We start from the raw sequence: 15,557 nt of genomic DNA, 5'->3' as shown, positions 1-15,557 counted from the left end.
CCCATGGAGGAGTTGCGCAAGCGCTTCAAATCCGGGCCCCCCGAGAACGGGGGGCTCGAGATTGGTCCGATCCTTGACTGGTCGGTCGGGATCGGGGCCGCAACCATCCTGTTCTGCCTCGTTCTCATCACCTGCGTGGACGTGGTTGGACGTTATATCCTGGATACCCCGTTGACCGGCGCGTTCGAATTGACCGAGGTCTTGCTGGCGGCGCTGGTTTTCCTTGCCCTGCCACTGGCCACCGAACGGCGCGAACATGTCGAGGTCGATCTGCTTGGCCTTCTCGGACCAAGATGGAACACGCTCTTCTCCGCCTTCGCGGGATTGTTCTCGGCGGCGCTGCTCGCTACCTTCTCGTGGCGTCTGGCCTCGCACGCCTGGAAGGCGGCACAGGACGGCTCGGTCACCAACGCGCTTGAAATACCGCTGGCCCCGTTCGGGTATCTTGCCAGCCTGTCCTGTCTTTTCTGCGCCTTCATCGCGTTTCTGCGCGGCATCCAACCCCCGGCCCATGAACGTCGGGCCAAGACAGAGGAGGGAATCCTGTGACGGAATCCCTGATCGGTTTCGCAGTTCTTTTCGGCCTTATCCTGTTGCGGGTTCCGATTGCCTTTGCGATGGCCGCCGTTGGCGGCATCGGCTTTGCGCTCCTCCGGGGGTGGGAACCTGCTTGGGCGCTGACCGGGCAGGTCGCCTTTGACACGACATTGTCCTACAGCCTGTCGGTGATCCCGCTGTTCATCTTCATGGGCAACGTTCTGGCAGCCTCGGGCGTGGCGCATGGGCTTTATGCCGGGGCGGACCGGCTGTTCGGACGGATGCGGGGCGGCTTGGCCATGGCCTCTGTCTTCTCCTGCGGCGGCTTTTCCGCCGTCTGCGGCTCGTCGCTTGCCACGGCCGCGACCATGTCCAAAGTGGCCATGCCCTCCATGCGCAAGTTCGGCTATGACGACCGCCTTGCCACCGGGTCCATCGCCGCGGGTGGCACGCTGGGCATCCTGATCCCGCCCAGCGTAATCCTGATCATCTATGGGCTGATGACCGAAACGGACATCGCCAAGCTGTTCATCGCCGGGGTGATCCCGGGGATCATCGGCGTGCTGTTCTACCTGTTTGCAGTCCGCATCGCGGTTGCGATCAACCCCGCGCTTGCGCCTGAAGGCCAGCATTCAGAGCCTATGACCCGGAGTGACAAGATCGGCGTGTTTGCCGTGCTTGGGCTGTTCCTGTTCATCATGGTCGGCATCTATGGGGATTTCTTCACCCCGACCGAAGCCGCGGGGATGGGCGCGGGGGCCGCTGTCGTGATCGCAATCGCGCTGCGCGCCATGAACCTGCGCGCCTTCATCGAGGCGACGCTGGACAGCGTGCGGGCCACCGCGATGATCTTTGCCGTCATCATCGGGGCCGAGCTGTTCACAAAGTTCATCAACCTTGCCGGGCTTCCGGACGCGCTTGCCGGGATTGTCCTTGATCTTGAAATGCCCGCCTGGGCGGTGATCGGGATCATCATCCTGATCTACCTGCTTCTGGGCTGCGTTCTGGAAAGCCTGTCGATGATCCTGCTGACGGTCCCGGTCTTCTATCCGCTGATGTATGACCTGCCGTTCCAGAGCGAGCTTCTGCAAGACCCGGAAAACGCGCTGATCTGGTTTGCCATCGTTGTGGTCGTGGCGACCGAGATAAGCCTGATCACGCCACCTGTGGGGATGAATGTTTTCGTGCTCAAGGGGGTATTGCGCGACGTGTCCCTGTCGACTGTGTTCCGCGGCGTCCTGCCGTTCTGGATCGCGGATATCTTCCGGCTGGGTCTGTTGATCACCGTGCCGATCCTGTCGCTCTGGCTTGTGAACCTGATGTAGGCCGGGCGACAAAAGTGTATCGTTGCAAATGCAATGATCTTGACATTCATTGCATTTGCAACGAAAAAGGAATTGTTGCGATGACAACGATTCTCTGATGAGGGCGCAAGGCGCCAAGGAACTGACCGGGCCGACCGGCAAAGATACAAGGAACACTCCATGGCCAAGGCTTTCGCATCGCAGGGCGACACCGCAGAGAAGAAGATTTCGTTCACCGAGATCGGCGAGGGGCTTTATGCCTTCACCGCCGAGGGGGACCCGAATTCCGGCGTGATCATCGGTGACGAGAGCGTCATGATCGTCGAGGCGCAGGCGACCCCGCGCCTGGCCAACAAGGTGATCGAATGCGTGCGCTCGGTCACCGACAAACCGATCAGCCACGTCGTTCTGACCCATTACCACGCCGTGCGCGTTCTGGGGGCAAGCGCCTTTGGTGCCGAGCAGATCATCATGTCCGACAAGTCCCGGTCTATGGTTGTCGAACGTGGGCAAGAGGACTGGGACAGCGAATTCCAGCGTTTTCCGCGTCTGTTCGAAGGCCATGAAAGCATTCCCGGCCTGACCTGGCCGACCACCACCTTCAATGACCAGATGACGGTCTACCTTGGTAACCGCAAGGTCGAGATCAAGCAGATCGGCCGCGCCCATACCGCCGGCGACAGCGTGATCTGGGTGCCTGACGCCCAGACCATGTTCACTGGCGATATCGTCGAATACCACTCGGCCTGCTATTGCGGCGATGGCCATTTCGAGGATTGGGGCGGCACGCTGGACGCCGTGAAAGCCTATGATCCGCAAAGCATCGCGCCGGGGCGCGGTGACGCGCTTGTCGGCCGCGAAATGGTCGATGCCGCGCTGGAAAGCACCCGCGACTTCGTCAACAGCACCTATCTGCCGGCCAAGCAGGTCGCCGCGAAGGGCGGCAGCCTCAAGGACGCCTGGGACGCCGTGCGCGAGGCCTGCGATCCGAAGTTCAAGGACTATGCCATCTACGAGCATTGTCTGCCGTTCAACGTGTCCCGCGCCTATGACGAGGCGCGCGGCATCGATACCCCGCGGATCTGGACCGCACAGCGCGACATGGAGATGTGGGAACAGCTTCAGAACTGAAGCATCGCCTGAGGAGGAAAGGCATGTTCGACGATCGTTACAAACTGGCCCAGAAGGTCTATCCCTACGAAAAGTCGCCCGACCAGGACCGGGATGGCGCCGTTCGGCACCCGGTCGTGATCGTCGGCGGTGGCCCGATCGGGATCGCGACGGCCATCGACCTTGGCCAGCAGGGCATTCCCGTCCTTGTCCTCGATGATCACGAAGGCATCGGTATGGGCAGTCGCGCGATCTGTTTCGCCAAGCGCTGCCTGGAAATCGCAGATCGTTACGGTTGCGGCGAACCGATGCTGGACAAGGGTGTCGTCTGGAACCTCGGCAAGGTGTTCCACAAGGATGACAAGGTCTTCGAATTCAACCTGCTTCCGGAAGAGGGCCACAAATACCCGGCCTTCATCAACCTTCAGCAACCCTATTTCGAACAATACATGATCGAACGGGTCCGGGCCCTTCAGGCCGAGGGCGCCCCGATCCAGCTGCGCGGCAAGAACCGCGTCGACGCGATCGAAGACAAGGGCGACCATGTCGTTCTTGACGTGATGACGCCCGACGGCCCCTACAAGGTCGAAGCGGATTGGCTGGTGGCCTGCGATGGTGCCAACTCGCCGCTGCGCGGGATGCTGGGCGAGGAATTCACCGGCAAGGTGTTCCAGGACAGTTTCCTGATCGCGGATATCAAGATGAAGGGCGAGCTTCAGTTCCCGACCGAACGCTGGTTCTGGTTCGAACCCAGCCACGGCGAAGGCGCCTCGACCCTGCTGCACAAGCAACCGGACGACGTCTGGCGCGTGGACTTCCAGATCGGCTGGGACGTTGACCGCAAGGAAGAGCTGAAAGAGGAAAACGTTCGTCGCCGCCTGAACGCCTTCCTTGGGCCGGATGTCGAGTATGACATGGTGTGGTCCTCGATCTACACCTTCCAGTGCAAGCGCATGGAAAGCTTCCGCCACGGGCATATCTTCTTTGCCGGGGACGCTGCGCATCAGGTGTCGCCGTTCGGAGCGCGCGGCGCGAATTCGGGCATGCAGGACGCTGATAACCTTGGCTGGAAGCTGGGGCTGGTGATCAAGGGGAAGGCGCCCGAAACGCTGCTGGATACCTATTCCGAGGAGCGGGTCCATGGCGCGGATGAAAATATCCTGAACTCGACCCGATCCACCGATTTCATCACCCCGAAGACCGAGATCAGCAAGATCTTCCGCGATGCGGTTCTAACGCTTGCCGGAAAGGCCGCCTTTGCCCGGCCGCTCGTCAACTCGGGCCGTCTGTCGGTGCCCTGCGTCTATGACGGGCTGTCGCTGAACGGGCCAGACGCCCTTGACGACGGCCCCGAGCGCACACGCGTCGGCGCGCCGATGGTCGATGCCCCCGTGGATGGAACCTGGCTGCTGGAACTGCTGGGCGGATCGTTCCAGATTTTGACCATCGACGCTGACGCCCCCGACAGCATTGACGTGGACGGGATCGGCGTCACCCGCGTCGCGCTCTCGGCCGCGGGCAACCCGGAACTGGCACAGCGCTATCTGGGAGACGCCAAATCTGCTGTCTACCTGATGCGCCCGGACCAGCATATCGCCGCCCGCTGGGACAGCTACGACGCGGCCGCCCTGCGCAAGGCCGTCAACACTGCAACCGGACGCGCCTGAGGAGGACCCGGACAATGACCAAGCTGAACATCGACCCGAACATCGCGAAACCGGACGATTTCTATGCCAAGTTGCTGGCCGTGCACGACGGCCGGTCCAAGGAGGAGAGCGACGCGATCAACGCCCGCCTCGTCCTGATCCTGAGCAACCATATCGGCGATGCTGCCGTTCTGGACGAGGCTTTGTCCCTCGCCGCAGACGCCTGAACGCGCCCAAGGAGAGAAACCATGAAGATCGAAAAAATCCACCACGTCGCCTATCGCTGCAAGGACGCCAAGGAAACCGTCGAGTGGTATGGCAAAATGCTGAACATGGATTTCATCCTCGCCATCGCTGAGGACCATGTGCCGTCGACCCATGAACCCGATCCCTACATGCACCTGTTTCTGGATGCCGGGAACGGCAATGTTCTGGCGTTCTTCGAACTTCCGACCAAGCCCGAGATGGGCCGTGATCCGAACACCCCGATCTGGGTCCAGCACATTGCCTTCAAGGTCAAGGATCGTGCGGAACTGATCGCGTTCAAGGAACATCTGGAGGCCAATGGCGTTGAGGTGTTGGGCGTCACCGACCATTCCATCTTCCATTCCATCTACTTCTTCGACCCGAGCGGCCACCGGATCGAGCTGGCCTGCCCGGATCCGGAAGAAGAGGCGCTGCTCGAACGCATGGACGCGGTGAAATGGGACATGCTGGAAGAATGGTCGCGCACCAAGAAGGCGCCGAAGCACGCCGACTGGCTGCATGCCAAGGAACTGAACAAGGCCTGACAAGACGATCGCGCGCGGAGGAGAACAGGCCCGCGCGCGACTTTGCTGCACAAAGGACACCGCGCCATGAACGATATGGAACCCAAGGGGCTGATTCAGGCCGACGGCGGCACGACGACGCCCGGCTACATGCCCGGCTTTGGCAATGACTTCGAGACCGAGGCGCTGCCCGGCGCCCTGCCGCAGGGCATGAACAGCCCGCAGAAGTGCAACTACGGCCTGTATGGCGAGCAGCTGTCCGGCACCGCCTTTACCGCGCCAAGCCATCAGAACGAACGCACCTGGTGTTACCGTATCCGGCCCTCTGTCAAACATTCGAGCCGCTATGAGCGCATCGACGTGCCCTATTGGAAATCCGCCCCCAACGTCGTCGAGGATGTGACCTCGCTGGGGCAGTATCGCTGGGACCCGCTGCCCCATGGAGAGGAGGCCCTGACCTGGCTGACCGGCATGCGCACCATGACCACCGCCGGGGATGTGAACACCCAGGTCGGCATGGCAAGCCACATCTACCTGGTCACCGAAAGCATGACCGACGACTACTTCTTTTCGGCCGACAGCGAATTGCTGGTGGTGCCGCAGGAAGGCCGGCTGCGCTTTGCCACCGAGTTGGGCATCATCGATCTGGAACCGAAAGAGATTGCGGTGATCCCGCGCGGGCTGGTCTATCGGGTCGAGGTGCTGGAAGGTCCCGCGCGTGGCTTCGTCTGCGAGAACTACGGCCAGAAATTCGAGCTGCCGGGCCGCGGGCCGATCGGCGCAAACTGCATGGCCAATCCGCGTGACTTCAAGGCGCCTGTGGCGGCCTTCGAGGACCGCGAGGCGCCAAGCACCGTTACCATCAAATGGTGCGGCCAATTCCACCGCTGCAAGATCGGACATTCGCCGTTGGACGTGGTGGCCTGGCACGGAAACTACGCGCCGGTGAAATATGATCTGCGGACCTATTGCCCCGTGGGTGCGATCCTGTTCGATCACCCGGACCCGTCGATCTTTACCGTGTTGACCGCGCCCTCCGGCGTGCCTGGCACGGCCAATATTGATTTCGTGCTGTTCCGGGAACGCTGGATGGTGATGGAAGATACCTTCCGCCCGCCGTGGTATCACAAGAACATCATGTCCGAGCTTATGGGCAACATTTATGGCCAATACGATGCCAAGCCGCAGGGCTTTGTCCCCGGTGGCATGTCGCTTCACAACATGATGCTGCCGCATGGGCCGGACAAGAGTGCCTTCGAGGGGGCCTCGAATGCCGACCTCAAGCCCGAGAAGCTGGACAATACCATGTCCTTCATGTTCGAGACCCGCTTCCCGCAGCACCTGACCGAATTCGCGGGCAAGGAAGCGCCGCTTCAGGACGACTACATCGATTGCTGGGACAGCCTCGAAAAGAAATTCGACGGCACGCCGGGCAAGAAATGAGGCTCTATTCCTATTGGCGGTCCACGACATCCTACCGGGTGCGGATCGGGTTGAACCTCAAGGGGATCGTCTATCAGACGGTCCCCGTGGACCTTGTCGCGGGACACCAGAACGCGCCGGACTACGTTGCGCTGAACCCGGGGCAGGGTGTACCGACACTGGTGCTGGAGGACGGCACGGTCTTGACCCAGTCCATGGCGATCCTCGACTGGCTGGAGGACACCCATCCGGCGCCTGCGCTCCTGCCCTCGGATCCTGTCGCGCGTGCGCGGGTTAGGGCCGCAGCGCTGACGATCGCCTGCGACATCCATCCGGTGAACAACCTGCGGGTCGTCGGCAAGTTGAAGTCCATGGGCCACGGTCCGGATGATACCGTTGCCTGGATGAACGACTGGATGACGCGGGGCTTTGCCGCGTTCGAAGCGCTGATCGCGCCCGACACGCCATTCTGCTTTGGTGATGCGCCGGGGCTTGCGGACCTTTGCCTTGTGCCGCAGCTGTACAACGCTCATCGCTGGGGCTGTGACCTGACCCCGTTCAAGCGCCTGACTGACATCGAGGCCCGATGTCTGGCACTGCCAGCCTTCGATGCGGCCCGCCCCGAGACACAACCCGACGCGACCTGAACAAGGAGACCCCAATGACCGATCTTATCCGTTCCTGGGTCGAAAGCGCCAATGCGCCCGATACGGACTTTCCGCTCAATAACCTGCCCTATGGCGTTTTCTCGACGAACGGCAGCGATCCGCGTTGCGGCGTGGCCATCGGTGACCAGATCCTCGATCTGGCGCGGATGGAGGCCGATGGCCTGCTGACCTGCGACGGGGCACTGCAGACCGGGCGCTGGAACGCCTTCATGGCGCAGGGCAAGGCCGCCTGGGCCGCGCTGCGTGCCAATCTGACGGACATGCTGGCCGAGGGGAGCGGCCGGGAGGCGGCGTTGCGCGGCTATCTTGTCGCGCAGTCCGATGCGGTCCTGCACATGCCCTTTGATGTGACCGAATACACCGATTTCTACGCGGGCCGTCACCATGCGTTCAACGTCGGTACCATGTTCCGCGGGCCGGAAAACGCGCTGCCCCCGAACTGGCTGCACATTCCCATTGGCTATAACGGTCGGGCGTCGTCGGTCGTCGTCTCGGGCACCCCGGTCACCCGACCCAACGGGCAGCTGAAAGGCCCGAATGACGACGCGCCGCGCTTTGGCCCGTCGCAGCGCTTCGATATCGAACTGGAGATGGGCGCTATCGTTGGCCAGCCTTCGAATGGCCCGATCTCGGTGGCGGAAGCCTTTGACAACATCTTTGGCTACGTGCTGCTGAACGACTGGTCGGCGCGCGACATCCAGGCCTGGGAATACCAGCCGCTGGGGCCGTTCCAGGCCAAGGCGACCGCGACGACGATCAGCCCGTGGATCGTGACCGCTGCGGCGCTTGAGCCGTTCCGCACCTCAACCCCCGAGCGCGAGAAGACGCTTTTGCCGTATCTCGCCGAACCTGCACCGATGCTGTATGACATCGCGCTCGAGGTCGGGCTTACCCCAAAAGGGGGCAGCGAGACGATCCTGTCGCGGACGAACTACCGCGAGATGTACTATTCCGCCGCCCAGCAACTGGCGCACCATACCTCGTCGGGTTGTCCGATGCGGGTGGGTGACCTGCTCGGGTCGGGGACCATTTCCGGGCCGACCAAGGACAGCCGCGGGTCGCTTCTGGAACTCAGCTGGGGCGGGAAAGAACCGCTGACGCTGGACACGGGCGAGACACGGAGCTTCATCGAGGATCACGATACGTTGGCGCTGCGCGGCGCGGCGCTGGGCGAGGGATACCGGATCGGGTTCGGACCCTGCACGGGCGAGCTTTTGCCGGCCCGCAAATTGGAAGGCTGACCCCATGACAACCAGCGTGCTCTGGACCCCGGACGACGACCGCCGCGCCGCAACGGAACTGTCCCGTTTCCGAGAGCCATTTGCCCGGAAGACCGGGGCGACCATCGACGGGTCGGATGATCTGGCTGCCGTCGCGCTGGAGGACCTCTCTGGGTTCTGGGATGCGATCTGGGACCATATGGGCGTGATCGGCGACAAGGGCGACGGCCCGGTCATCGTCGGCGACGATATGATCAGCACGCGGTTCTTTCCGGGCGCCCGGCTTAATGTCGCAGAGAACCTGCTGCGGCTGGGCGGTCAGCGCGACCCCGAGGCCGACGCGCTGGTCTTTCGCGGCGAGGACAAGGCGCAATTGCGCTGGAGCTGGTCCGAACTGGAAACCCATGTCGCGCGCCTGCAAAAGGCATTGTCGGCGGCAGGCGTCGGGGCCGGGGACCGCGTGGCCGGATTGCTGCCGAACCGGCCCGAGGCCGTGGCGGCCATGCTGGCGGCGGTGTCGCTGGGCGCTGTCTGGTGTTCCGCCTCGCCTGATTTCGGAACGCGCGCGGTTTTGGACAGGTTCGGCCAGATCGAACCCAAGGTTCTGTTCGCGACCGATGGCTACTGGTATTCCGGCAAGGCCTTTGACATCACCGACAAGCTTGCGGAAATCGCCAGTCAGTTGCCAAGCGTGACGCGGACCGTTGTGATCGACTACCTCGGCACGGCGCAGGCAACGGCCGCGGCCGTCGACAATGGCGTGACCTTCGCGGCGTTCGAGGCGGACGCACCCGATGGGCCGCTGACATTTGCGCGGATGCCCTTCGACCATCCGCTTTACATCCTCTTTTCCTCGGGCACGACCGGGGCGCCGAAATGTATCGTCCACAGGGCCGGAGGCGTGCTTCTCCAGCACCTTAAGGAACATGCGCTGCACGCCGATGTGCGGCCCGGCGACCGGCTGTTCTACTTCACCACCCTGGGCTGGATGATGTGGAACTGGCTGGTGTCGGGGCTGGCGCGGGGCGCGACCCTTCTGCTGTTCGACGGGTCGCCCTTTCACCCGCGTCCAAAGGTGCTGTTCGACTTTGCCAGCGACGAGCGGATGACCCATTTCGGCACCTCCGCCAAGTATATCGACAGCCTGCGCAAGGTGGAGTTCAAGCCCGGCGAGGCGCATGATCTGTCGCCGCTTCGGGCAATGATGTCGACCGGCTCGCCCCTGCTGGGCGACAGTTTCGACTATGTCTACAAAACGTTGAAACCCGACCTGCACCTCGCCTCCATTTCCGGCGGAACAGATATCGTGTCCTGTTTCGTCCTCGGCGATCCGACCGCGCCGGTGCATCGGGGCGAAATTCAGCGGGCCGGGTTCGGAATGGCCGTGGACGTTTGGCGCGATGACGGCAGCCGCGCTGCGGACGGCGAAAAAGGCGAACTTGTCTGCACCCGTCCCTTCCCCTCGATGCCGCTGGGGTTCTGGGGGGACGACGGCGGTGCGCGCTATCGCAGTGCCTATTTCGACCGGTTCGACGGGGTCTGGTGCCAGGGCGATTTCGCCGAACGCCGGGCGACGGGCGGTTTCGTGATCCATGGACGGTCCGACGCGACGCTCAATCCGGGCGGCGTCCGGATCGGCACCGCCGAGATCTATGCCGAGGTCGAGAAGTTTCCTGAGGTGAAAGAGGCCGTCGTCATCGGGCAGGACATCGGCGACGACGTTCGGGTGGTGCTGTTTGTCACGATGATGGATGGGGCAGAGCTGACGGAGCCGCTGATCAAGGAGATCAAGACCGCGATCCGCAAGGGTTCGTCGCCGCGCCATGTGCCTGCGCTGATCCTTGCCGTGGCGGATATCCCGCGCACGAAAAGCGGCAAGATCACAGAGCTGGCTGTGCGTGACGTGGTGCACGGTCGGGCGGTGAAAAACACCGGATCGCTCGCCAATCCCGAGGCACTGGACCTGTTCCGCGACCTGCCCGAATTGAAGATGGACGACTGATCCTCAGCTGCGCATGCGCGGCACGTCGTTGGGGTCGAGAACCAGTTCGATCAAAAGTGGGCCGTCCCGTGTTTCGATCGCGGCCAGCGCCGCGTCCAGCTGGGCCTCTGTCTCTACCCGGACGCCGGTGCCGCCAAGCGACGTGGCGATATCCGCGAAGGATGGCCAGTTGAACTGAGTAAGGCCCGGATCCATTTTCCGGTCCATGAACTGGATATGTTCCGCCCCGTAGGCGCTGTCGTTGCAGACGATGATGATCAGGTCCTGCTGGTGCCGCACCGCGGTGTTGAATTCGTTGATCCCGCCCATCATGAACCCGCCGTCTCCAGAGAAATGCACCACGGGCCGATCCGGGGCCGCGATGCCGGCGCCGATCGCCTCCTGAAGCCCGAGACCAATGGAGCCGAAATTCGCGGTCACTATGAAGCTGCGCGGGTCCGGGGCAGAGATCCGGCACCAGACTTCGGTCATGAACCGGCCGCCGTCAGTGGTCAGGATCCGGGTCTTGGGCAAGACCGCTTCCAGCCGGTCCAGCGCATCGACGTAATTGATTGGCGCTGTCGGGGTCCGGGCCGCGGGTTTGCGCGCGGGCGGATGGGCGGCAAGCGTTGCCGGGTCGAGTTCCCGGGTGAACCCGCTTGGCGCAATCTCCGCCTCGTCCAGCCACCAGACGAAATTGTCTGCTGTCAGCCCCGCATCGGCGATCAGCGCTGCGTCGGGATGGAAATTCTTTCCGATCTGGGTGGCGTCCATGTTTACCTGCACGACGCGCTTGCCCTTCATGAGGGCGCCTTTGTCGGTGGTGAAATAGTGAAGGCTCGCCCCGAAGGCGATGATGCAATCCGCCTTGGCGATCACGTCATAGGCGTCGGGAGTGCTAAGCGTCCCGAAGATATCCATGTTGTAGGGATGACCGTTAAACAGGCCCTTGGCCTTGAGCGTGGTCGCCAAGGGCGCCTCTAGCCGGTCGGCAAGCCGCAACAAGGCATGGCGTGCCTCGACCGCGCCGCCCCCAGCAAGGACAACGGGGCGCCGGGCAGAGGCGATCATGCCAATGGCCTCGTCCAGATCATCGCCTTCGGGCACATGGGCGGGACTGCCGAACACCGGATAGACGACCTTCTCATGGGTCACCTCCTGCCACATGAAATCGGCCGGCATATTCAGAACGATCGGGCGGCGTTCCAGCCGCGCGCGGTAGAACGCGTTCGCAACATCGCGCGATGCGGTCTTTGGCGTGCGCATCTGCTCGAACCCGGCGCCGGTCAGCTTGACCACCTCGCGCTGGTCGATGTTCTGCAGGTGCTGGGGCGCGCTGACTGGGGTGTCGCCACACAACAGAACCAAGGGAATATGCCCGCGTGCCCCTTCGGTCAGGGCGGTGACGCAATTCGTCAGACCCGGGCCATGCGTGACCGTCGCGACACCGACCCGGCCCGTCACATGGGCCCAGGCAAGCGCCATGAGAACCGAACTTCCCTCGTGCGCGGCGGGGATGAATGCGCCGCCACCATTGCGTACATAGTCATCGACCATGAACAGGTTTGCATCGCCCATCAGTCCGAACATCGTGTCGATACCGTGGTCCAGAACGGCCCTTGCGATGGATTGATATGCGAATGTCCGGGTCTCCGCCGTGCCTGCCATCACGCTGTCTCCGTGCCGTTAAGAATGGTCCGGGCGGCGGGTAGAGCGCCAACCCCTTTGGCCACATTATTCTACCTATGCGACCTCTGACAGCTTGTCATCCTTCCGGCCCTGCGTCGCACGGATCTTGGATCAACCGGACACGCCGACCCGCGTTGAACAGAAGAACCGGCGGCGCAATCTGCCGCCACCGCTGACCGAATCCGACATATGGAGCAGCAAGGCTCGCAGCCCGATTGCGGGGTCGGACCGTTGTCGACTTCACTTGCACCAGCAAGCTCGTGGAGGAAAACGTGGCCAATATCCTGATTATCTATGATAGCGACAGCGACCGTCGCTTTACCGAAACCGCAGTTCCTTTTGTCAAGGAAGGTGTCGAACAGGTCGGCAGGCATGACATCCGTGTCCGCTTTGTCGACGACGCCGAAACCGCCGATGTTTTCTGGGCGGATGGAATCGCGATCGGCTGCCCGACCCATTTGGGCGGGATATCCTGGCGGATGAAAAAATGGTGGGACGACCGGACCCCGGACATCTGGTTCAAGACCGATGGAAAATTCGCGGTGCCCTTCACCTCGGCCGGAAGTCTGGGCGGGGGTGGCGAATTGGCCTGCATGTCCTTGAGCATCATGATGATGAACATGGGATACATGGTTTTCGGTATCACCGACTATGTCGCGAAAAAGGAAAGCCTGCACTACGGCGCGGTCTTTGCCGGGGAGCCCCGCGCCAACCATGCCAAGGAAGCCTGCCGCCGGGCCGGTCGCCGATTGGGCGAATGGGTCGGCTATTATGTCGAGGGCCGCAAGGACCTGCACCCGCTGAAAGCGCAATACGAACGGTTCTGGGAGCTTGCGGACTGATGGCAAAAGCACGGTTACTTGTCGAACTCGACGTAAGGCCAGACGCCGCAGAGGCCTTTGTTGCCATGTTCCGCGACGAATTCATCTCACGATCCCGCACCGAAGCGGGCTGCGAAACATACGAGCTTTGGTTCGAAGCGGACAGGCCTGCGCGGATGACAATCATCGAGGTCTGGTCGAGCGCCGAAGATCTTGACGTGCATCTGGCTCAGGATTGGTTCTCCGTCTGGGCCCCCAAGATGGAAGCCGCACAGGCGACCCCGCTTGTTGTCCGCAGGATGGTGTCGGCAGAGAATTGACCGTCAGATTTCGGTTTGGTCGGGGCGGGCGCGCTGGCTAGGGTGCGCCCGTCGCTATGCAAGGGTCGGGAATGTCGGGGCCGTCGAATGTCGAACGAATTTGCAGGGTATTGTCGGCCTTTGACGCCGACAACGGCGCCCTGCGCAGGTCCGACATCCTGAAGCGGGCCGGCATCGGCAGATCGACGGGATACGGCCTGATCCGTGAACTTCTTGCGCGCGGCTATCTGGAAGGCATCGGGCACGGATGTTTCCGGCTTGGGCCAACCGCCCGAAACATGGCTCAGGCTTCGGTCGAACGGGCGGTCATTGGCCCGACCCTTCCCGGCCAATTCAGGCGGTTTGATGCGGGGCCCCTTGATCTGGGGTTGACCGATGGCCTGTTCGAACTGGTCTCAGGCCCCGTGCCCCCCGGACCGCCGCCCTGGAAAATCGGATTTGCAAATGCCTCGACCTCGAACCCGTGGCGACGCGCGCTGCTGGCGAGCTTTCGGCACGGGTGCGGTCTGCATCGCGACCAGATTGCCGACACGGTCGTCGCGGATGCCGGTGACGATGCCTCCCGACAGATCAGCCAAATCACCGAGATGTTGGATGGAGGTGTTGCCGCTCTGGTGGTTTCTGCCGCCCCGGACCCCGGCGGCGACCTCGCCGGTTGTTTGGCTGCCGTGCGCGATCGGGGCGTGCCTTTGGTCGCGGTCGACAGGCGGACCGGCGGTGCCGCGACGCATGACAGTTTCGTTGCCGCCTCGGGCGAGATGATCGGCAAGTTGAGCGCGATCTGGATGAAGGAGCATCTTGGCGGAGCCGGGAGGGTCTGGTTGCTTTCGGGTTTGGTGGATTCGAGTCCCGCGGTGCGCAGGCTTGCCGCCGCCCGCGAGATATTCGATGCGGACGAGGGGATCGTGGTGGAAGCGGTGCAGCATACCGGGTGGACCCGCGAAGGCGGGCAGGCCGAAATCGCCCGCTTGCTGGATACCGGACACCCGCCGCCGGACGGGGTTTGGTGCGACAGCGGGTTGCAGGGGCTTGGGTCGATGATCGAATTCGACCGGCGGGGCCTTGTGATCCCGCCACATACCGGCGGCGATGTGAACGGTGCGTATCGCTTCGCGCTGGAACGGGGTGTCGCGTTCTGCGCGATCGACTACCCGGCGGCGATGGGCGCGCGGGCGGTCGAAGTTCTTCTGGATCTATTGCAGGGATCCCCCGTGCCGCGCCGAGTTGAAGTTCCGGTTCTGGCCGTTCTGCCCCGTGGTCGGGAAACGCGAAGCATCAAGGCAGACGTCTGGGCCGAGACCTATGTGAAATGGGACCAGCCCGACGAATATGTCCTGGCACAGGGCAGGGGGCGGTCGCTCCGATGACCGGGAAATCAGCCATATACCGCCGCGCCCTCGACCGTTTTGAAACTGCGATGCGGATTCCGCACCGTCCCGCAGGCGAGACCGCCGGTGCGGCTTTTCAGGAGGCGGGCATCGCGCGATCCACCGCCGCGCGCGATCTTCTGGTTCTGGAGCAGCGGAAGTTTCTGGCCCGGGATTCCTATGGCGATCCGGTCCTGGGCAGCGAGGCATGGCGGGTTGGGTATTCCGCGTGGGGCCATGGGGATGCCGGACCGATGGCGGCAACGATTGTCCGCTATCTCCGCGTTCAGACCCGGCGCACGGCCTTTCTGGGCGTCGTCACCGGTAAGGAATTGACCTTGTTGGCTTTTTCTCTTGGCCGGGGCAACGATTACACCGCGCCGGATCGGAATGCCTCTTACCTGCTTCATAGAAAGATCGACACTGAAACAAGAGGGGCAGTTCATGGCATGAGCAGCAGTGCGAGCCCGGCTGGTTTCAGCATTGCCCCCGTCGCCGAAACTTCGGGTGTAATCCTTGTGGCAGGCTTGCTGTGTCGGCGCGACGAGGCAGGAATAGACCCGGACCGGGTGGTGGTTCTGAGGGATGCCACGCGGAAGCTTCGGATTGGCTTGTCGGGCTATGGTTTATGACGTCGGGATGCCAAGTGGCTTGATCCAAAGAGTTTGGCCAATTACTCCGGTGACCTGGTGAAACGTTTCA

Annotated in this window: 15 protein-coding genes; 14 read left to right on the top strand and 1 reads right to left on the bottom strand. The window is 62.7% G+C overall.

All coding sequences use genetic code 11. The annotated features are described in order from the left end of the window. Positions 1-12: 12 nt before the first annotated feature. The 10 genes from EU803_RS13825 to EU803_RS13780 all read left to right on the top strand — a co-directional run bounded on the left by EU803_RS13825 (position 13) and on the right by EU803_RS13780 (position 10,679). Positions 13-549, top strand: coding sequence for a TRAP transporter small permease (locus EU803_RS13825; protein ID WP_165352841.1), 537 nt, complete (start codon positions 13-15; stop codon positions 547-549). Beyond that, a complete protein-coding gene (locus tag EU803_RS13820; RefSeq protein ID WP_129683841.1) occupies positions 546-1,862 on the top strand; it encodes a TRAP transporter large permease in 1,317 nt (438 codons plus the stop codon). The genes EU803_RS13825 and EU803_RS13820 overlap by 4 nt, the downstream gene beginning before the upstream one ends. Before the next feature lie 159 nt (positions 1,863-2,021). Then, the gene (locus tag EU803_RS13815; RefSeq protein ID WP_129683839.1) at positions 2,022-2,972 is read left to right on the top strand and encodes an MBL fold metallo-hydrolase; all 951 of its coding nucleotides are present in this window, start codon (positions 2,022-2,024) and stop codon (positions 2,970-2,972) included. 23 nt (positions 2,973-2,995) lie between these two features. After that, positions 2,996-4,618: an FAD-dependent oxidoreductase gene (locus tag EU803_RS13810; RefSeq protein ID WP_129683837.1), complete on the top strand. Its 1,623-nt coding sequence runs from the start codon at positions 2,996-2,998 to the stop codon at positions 4,616-4,618. Between the two features lie 14 nt (positions 4,619-4,632). Continuing rightward, positions 4,633-4,824, top strand: coding sequence for a DUF2783 domain-containing protein (locus EU803_RS13805; RefSeq protein WP_129683835.1), 192 nt, complete (start codon positions 4,633-4,635; stop codon positions 4,822-4,824). Positions 4,825-4,845: 21 nt separating this feature from the next. Next, entirely contained in the window at positions 4,846-5,388 is a 543-nt protein-coding gene (locus EU803_RS13800; protein ID WP_129683833.1) for a VOC family protein, read from the top strand. Between the two features lie 66 nt (positions 5,389-5,454). Next, complete coding sequence (hmgA, locus tag EU803_RS13795) at positions 5,455-6,810, top strand: homogentisate 1,2-dioxygenase (RefSeq protein WP_129683831.1); 1,356 nt, start codon at positions 5,455-5,457, stop codon at positions 6,808-6,810. Then, the gene (gene maiA, locus EU803_RS13790) at positions 6,807-7,436 is read left to right on the top strand and encodes a maleylacetoacetate isomerase (protein WP_129683829.1); all 630 of its coding nucleotides are present in this window, start codon (positions 6,807-6,809) and stop codon (positions 7,434-7,436) included. The genes hmgA and maiA overlap by 4 nt, the downstream gene beginning before the upstream one ends. A gap of 14 nt (positions 7,437-7,450) precedes the next feature. Continuing rightward, positions 7,451-8,698 carry a fumarylacetoacetase gene (gene fahA / locus EU803_RS13785; RefSeq protein WP_129683827.1) on the top strand — a complete coding sequence of 416 codons (1,248 nt, stop codon included), beginning with the start codon at positions 7,451-7,453 and terminating at the stop codon, positions 8,696-8,698. Positions 8,699-8,702: 4 nt separating this feature from the next. Beyond that, positions 8,703-10,679: an acetoacetate--CoA ligase gene (locus EU803_RS13780; protein ID WP_129683825.1), complete on the top strand. Its 1,977-nt coding sequence runs from the start codon at positions 8,703-8,705 to the stop codon at positions 10,677-10,679. Between the two features lie 3 nt (positions 10,680-10,682). Here EU803_RS13780 and EU803_RS13775 read toward each other — a convergent pair whose 3' ends face one another. After that, positions 10,683-12,326, bottom strand: a complete 1,644-nt coding sequence (locus EU803_RS13775; protein WP_129683823.1) for a thiamine pyrophosphate-binding protein — start codon at positions 12,324-12,326, stop codon at positions 10,683-10,685. 293 nt (positions 12,327-12,619) lie between these two features. Between EU803_RS13775 and EU803_RS13770 the strand changes: the two genes are divergently transcribed. The 4 genes from EU803_RS13770 to EU803_RS13755 all read left to right on the top strand — a co-directional run bounded on the left by EU803_RS13770 (position 12,620) and on the right by EU803_RS13755 (position 15,487). After that, entirely contained in the window at positions 12,620-13,189 is a 570-nt protein-coding gene (locus tag EU803_RS13770; protein ID WP_207209208.1) for a flavodoxin family protein, read from the top strand. Beyond that, positions 13,189-13,488 (top strand): antibiotic biosynthesis monooxygenase, encoded by a 300-nt coding sequence (locus EU803_RS13765; protein WP_165352840.1) that lies wholly within the window; start codon positions 13,189-13,191, stop codon positions 13,486-13,488. Before EU803_RS13770 ends, EU803_RS13765 begins: the two co-directional genes overlap by 1 nt. 71 nt (positions 13,489-13,559) lie before the next feature. Beyond that, positions 13,560-14,855 (top strand): substrate-binding domain-containing protein, encoded by a 1,296-nt coding sequence (locus tag EU803_RS13760; RefSeq protein ID WP_165352839.1) that lies wholly within the window; start codon positions 13,560-13,562, stop codon positions 14,853-14,855. Between the two features lie 50 nt (positions 14,856-14,905). After that, the gene (locus EU803_RS13755; protein WP_129683817.1) at positions 14,906-15,487 is read left to right on the top strand and encodes a hypothetical protein; all 582 of its coding nucleotides are present in this window, start codon (positions 14,906-14,908) and stop codon (positions 15,485-15,487) included. Positions 15,488-15,557 lie beyond the last annotated feature (70 nt).

The organism is Loktanella sp. IMCC34160 (genome assembly GCF_004145845.1).
In the GTDB taxonomy this organism is placed as follows: Bacteria; Pseudomonadota; Alphaproteobacteria; order Rhodobacterales; family Rhodobacteraceae; genus SELP01.
Note: the sequence above shows the minus strand (reverse complement) of the source record. Positions and strands in the feature narration are given on the sequence as shown.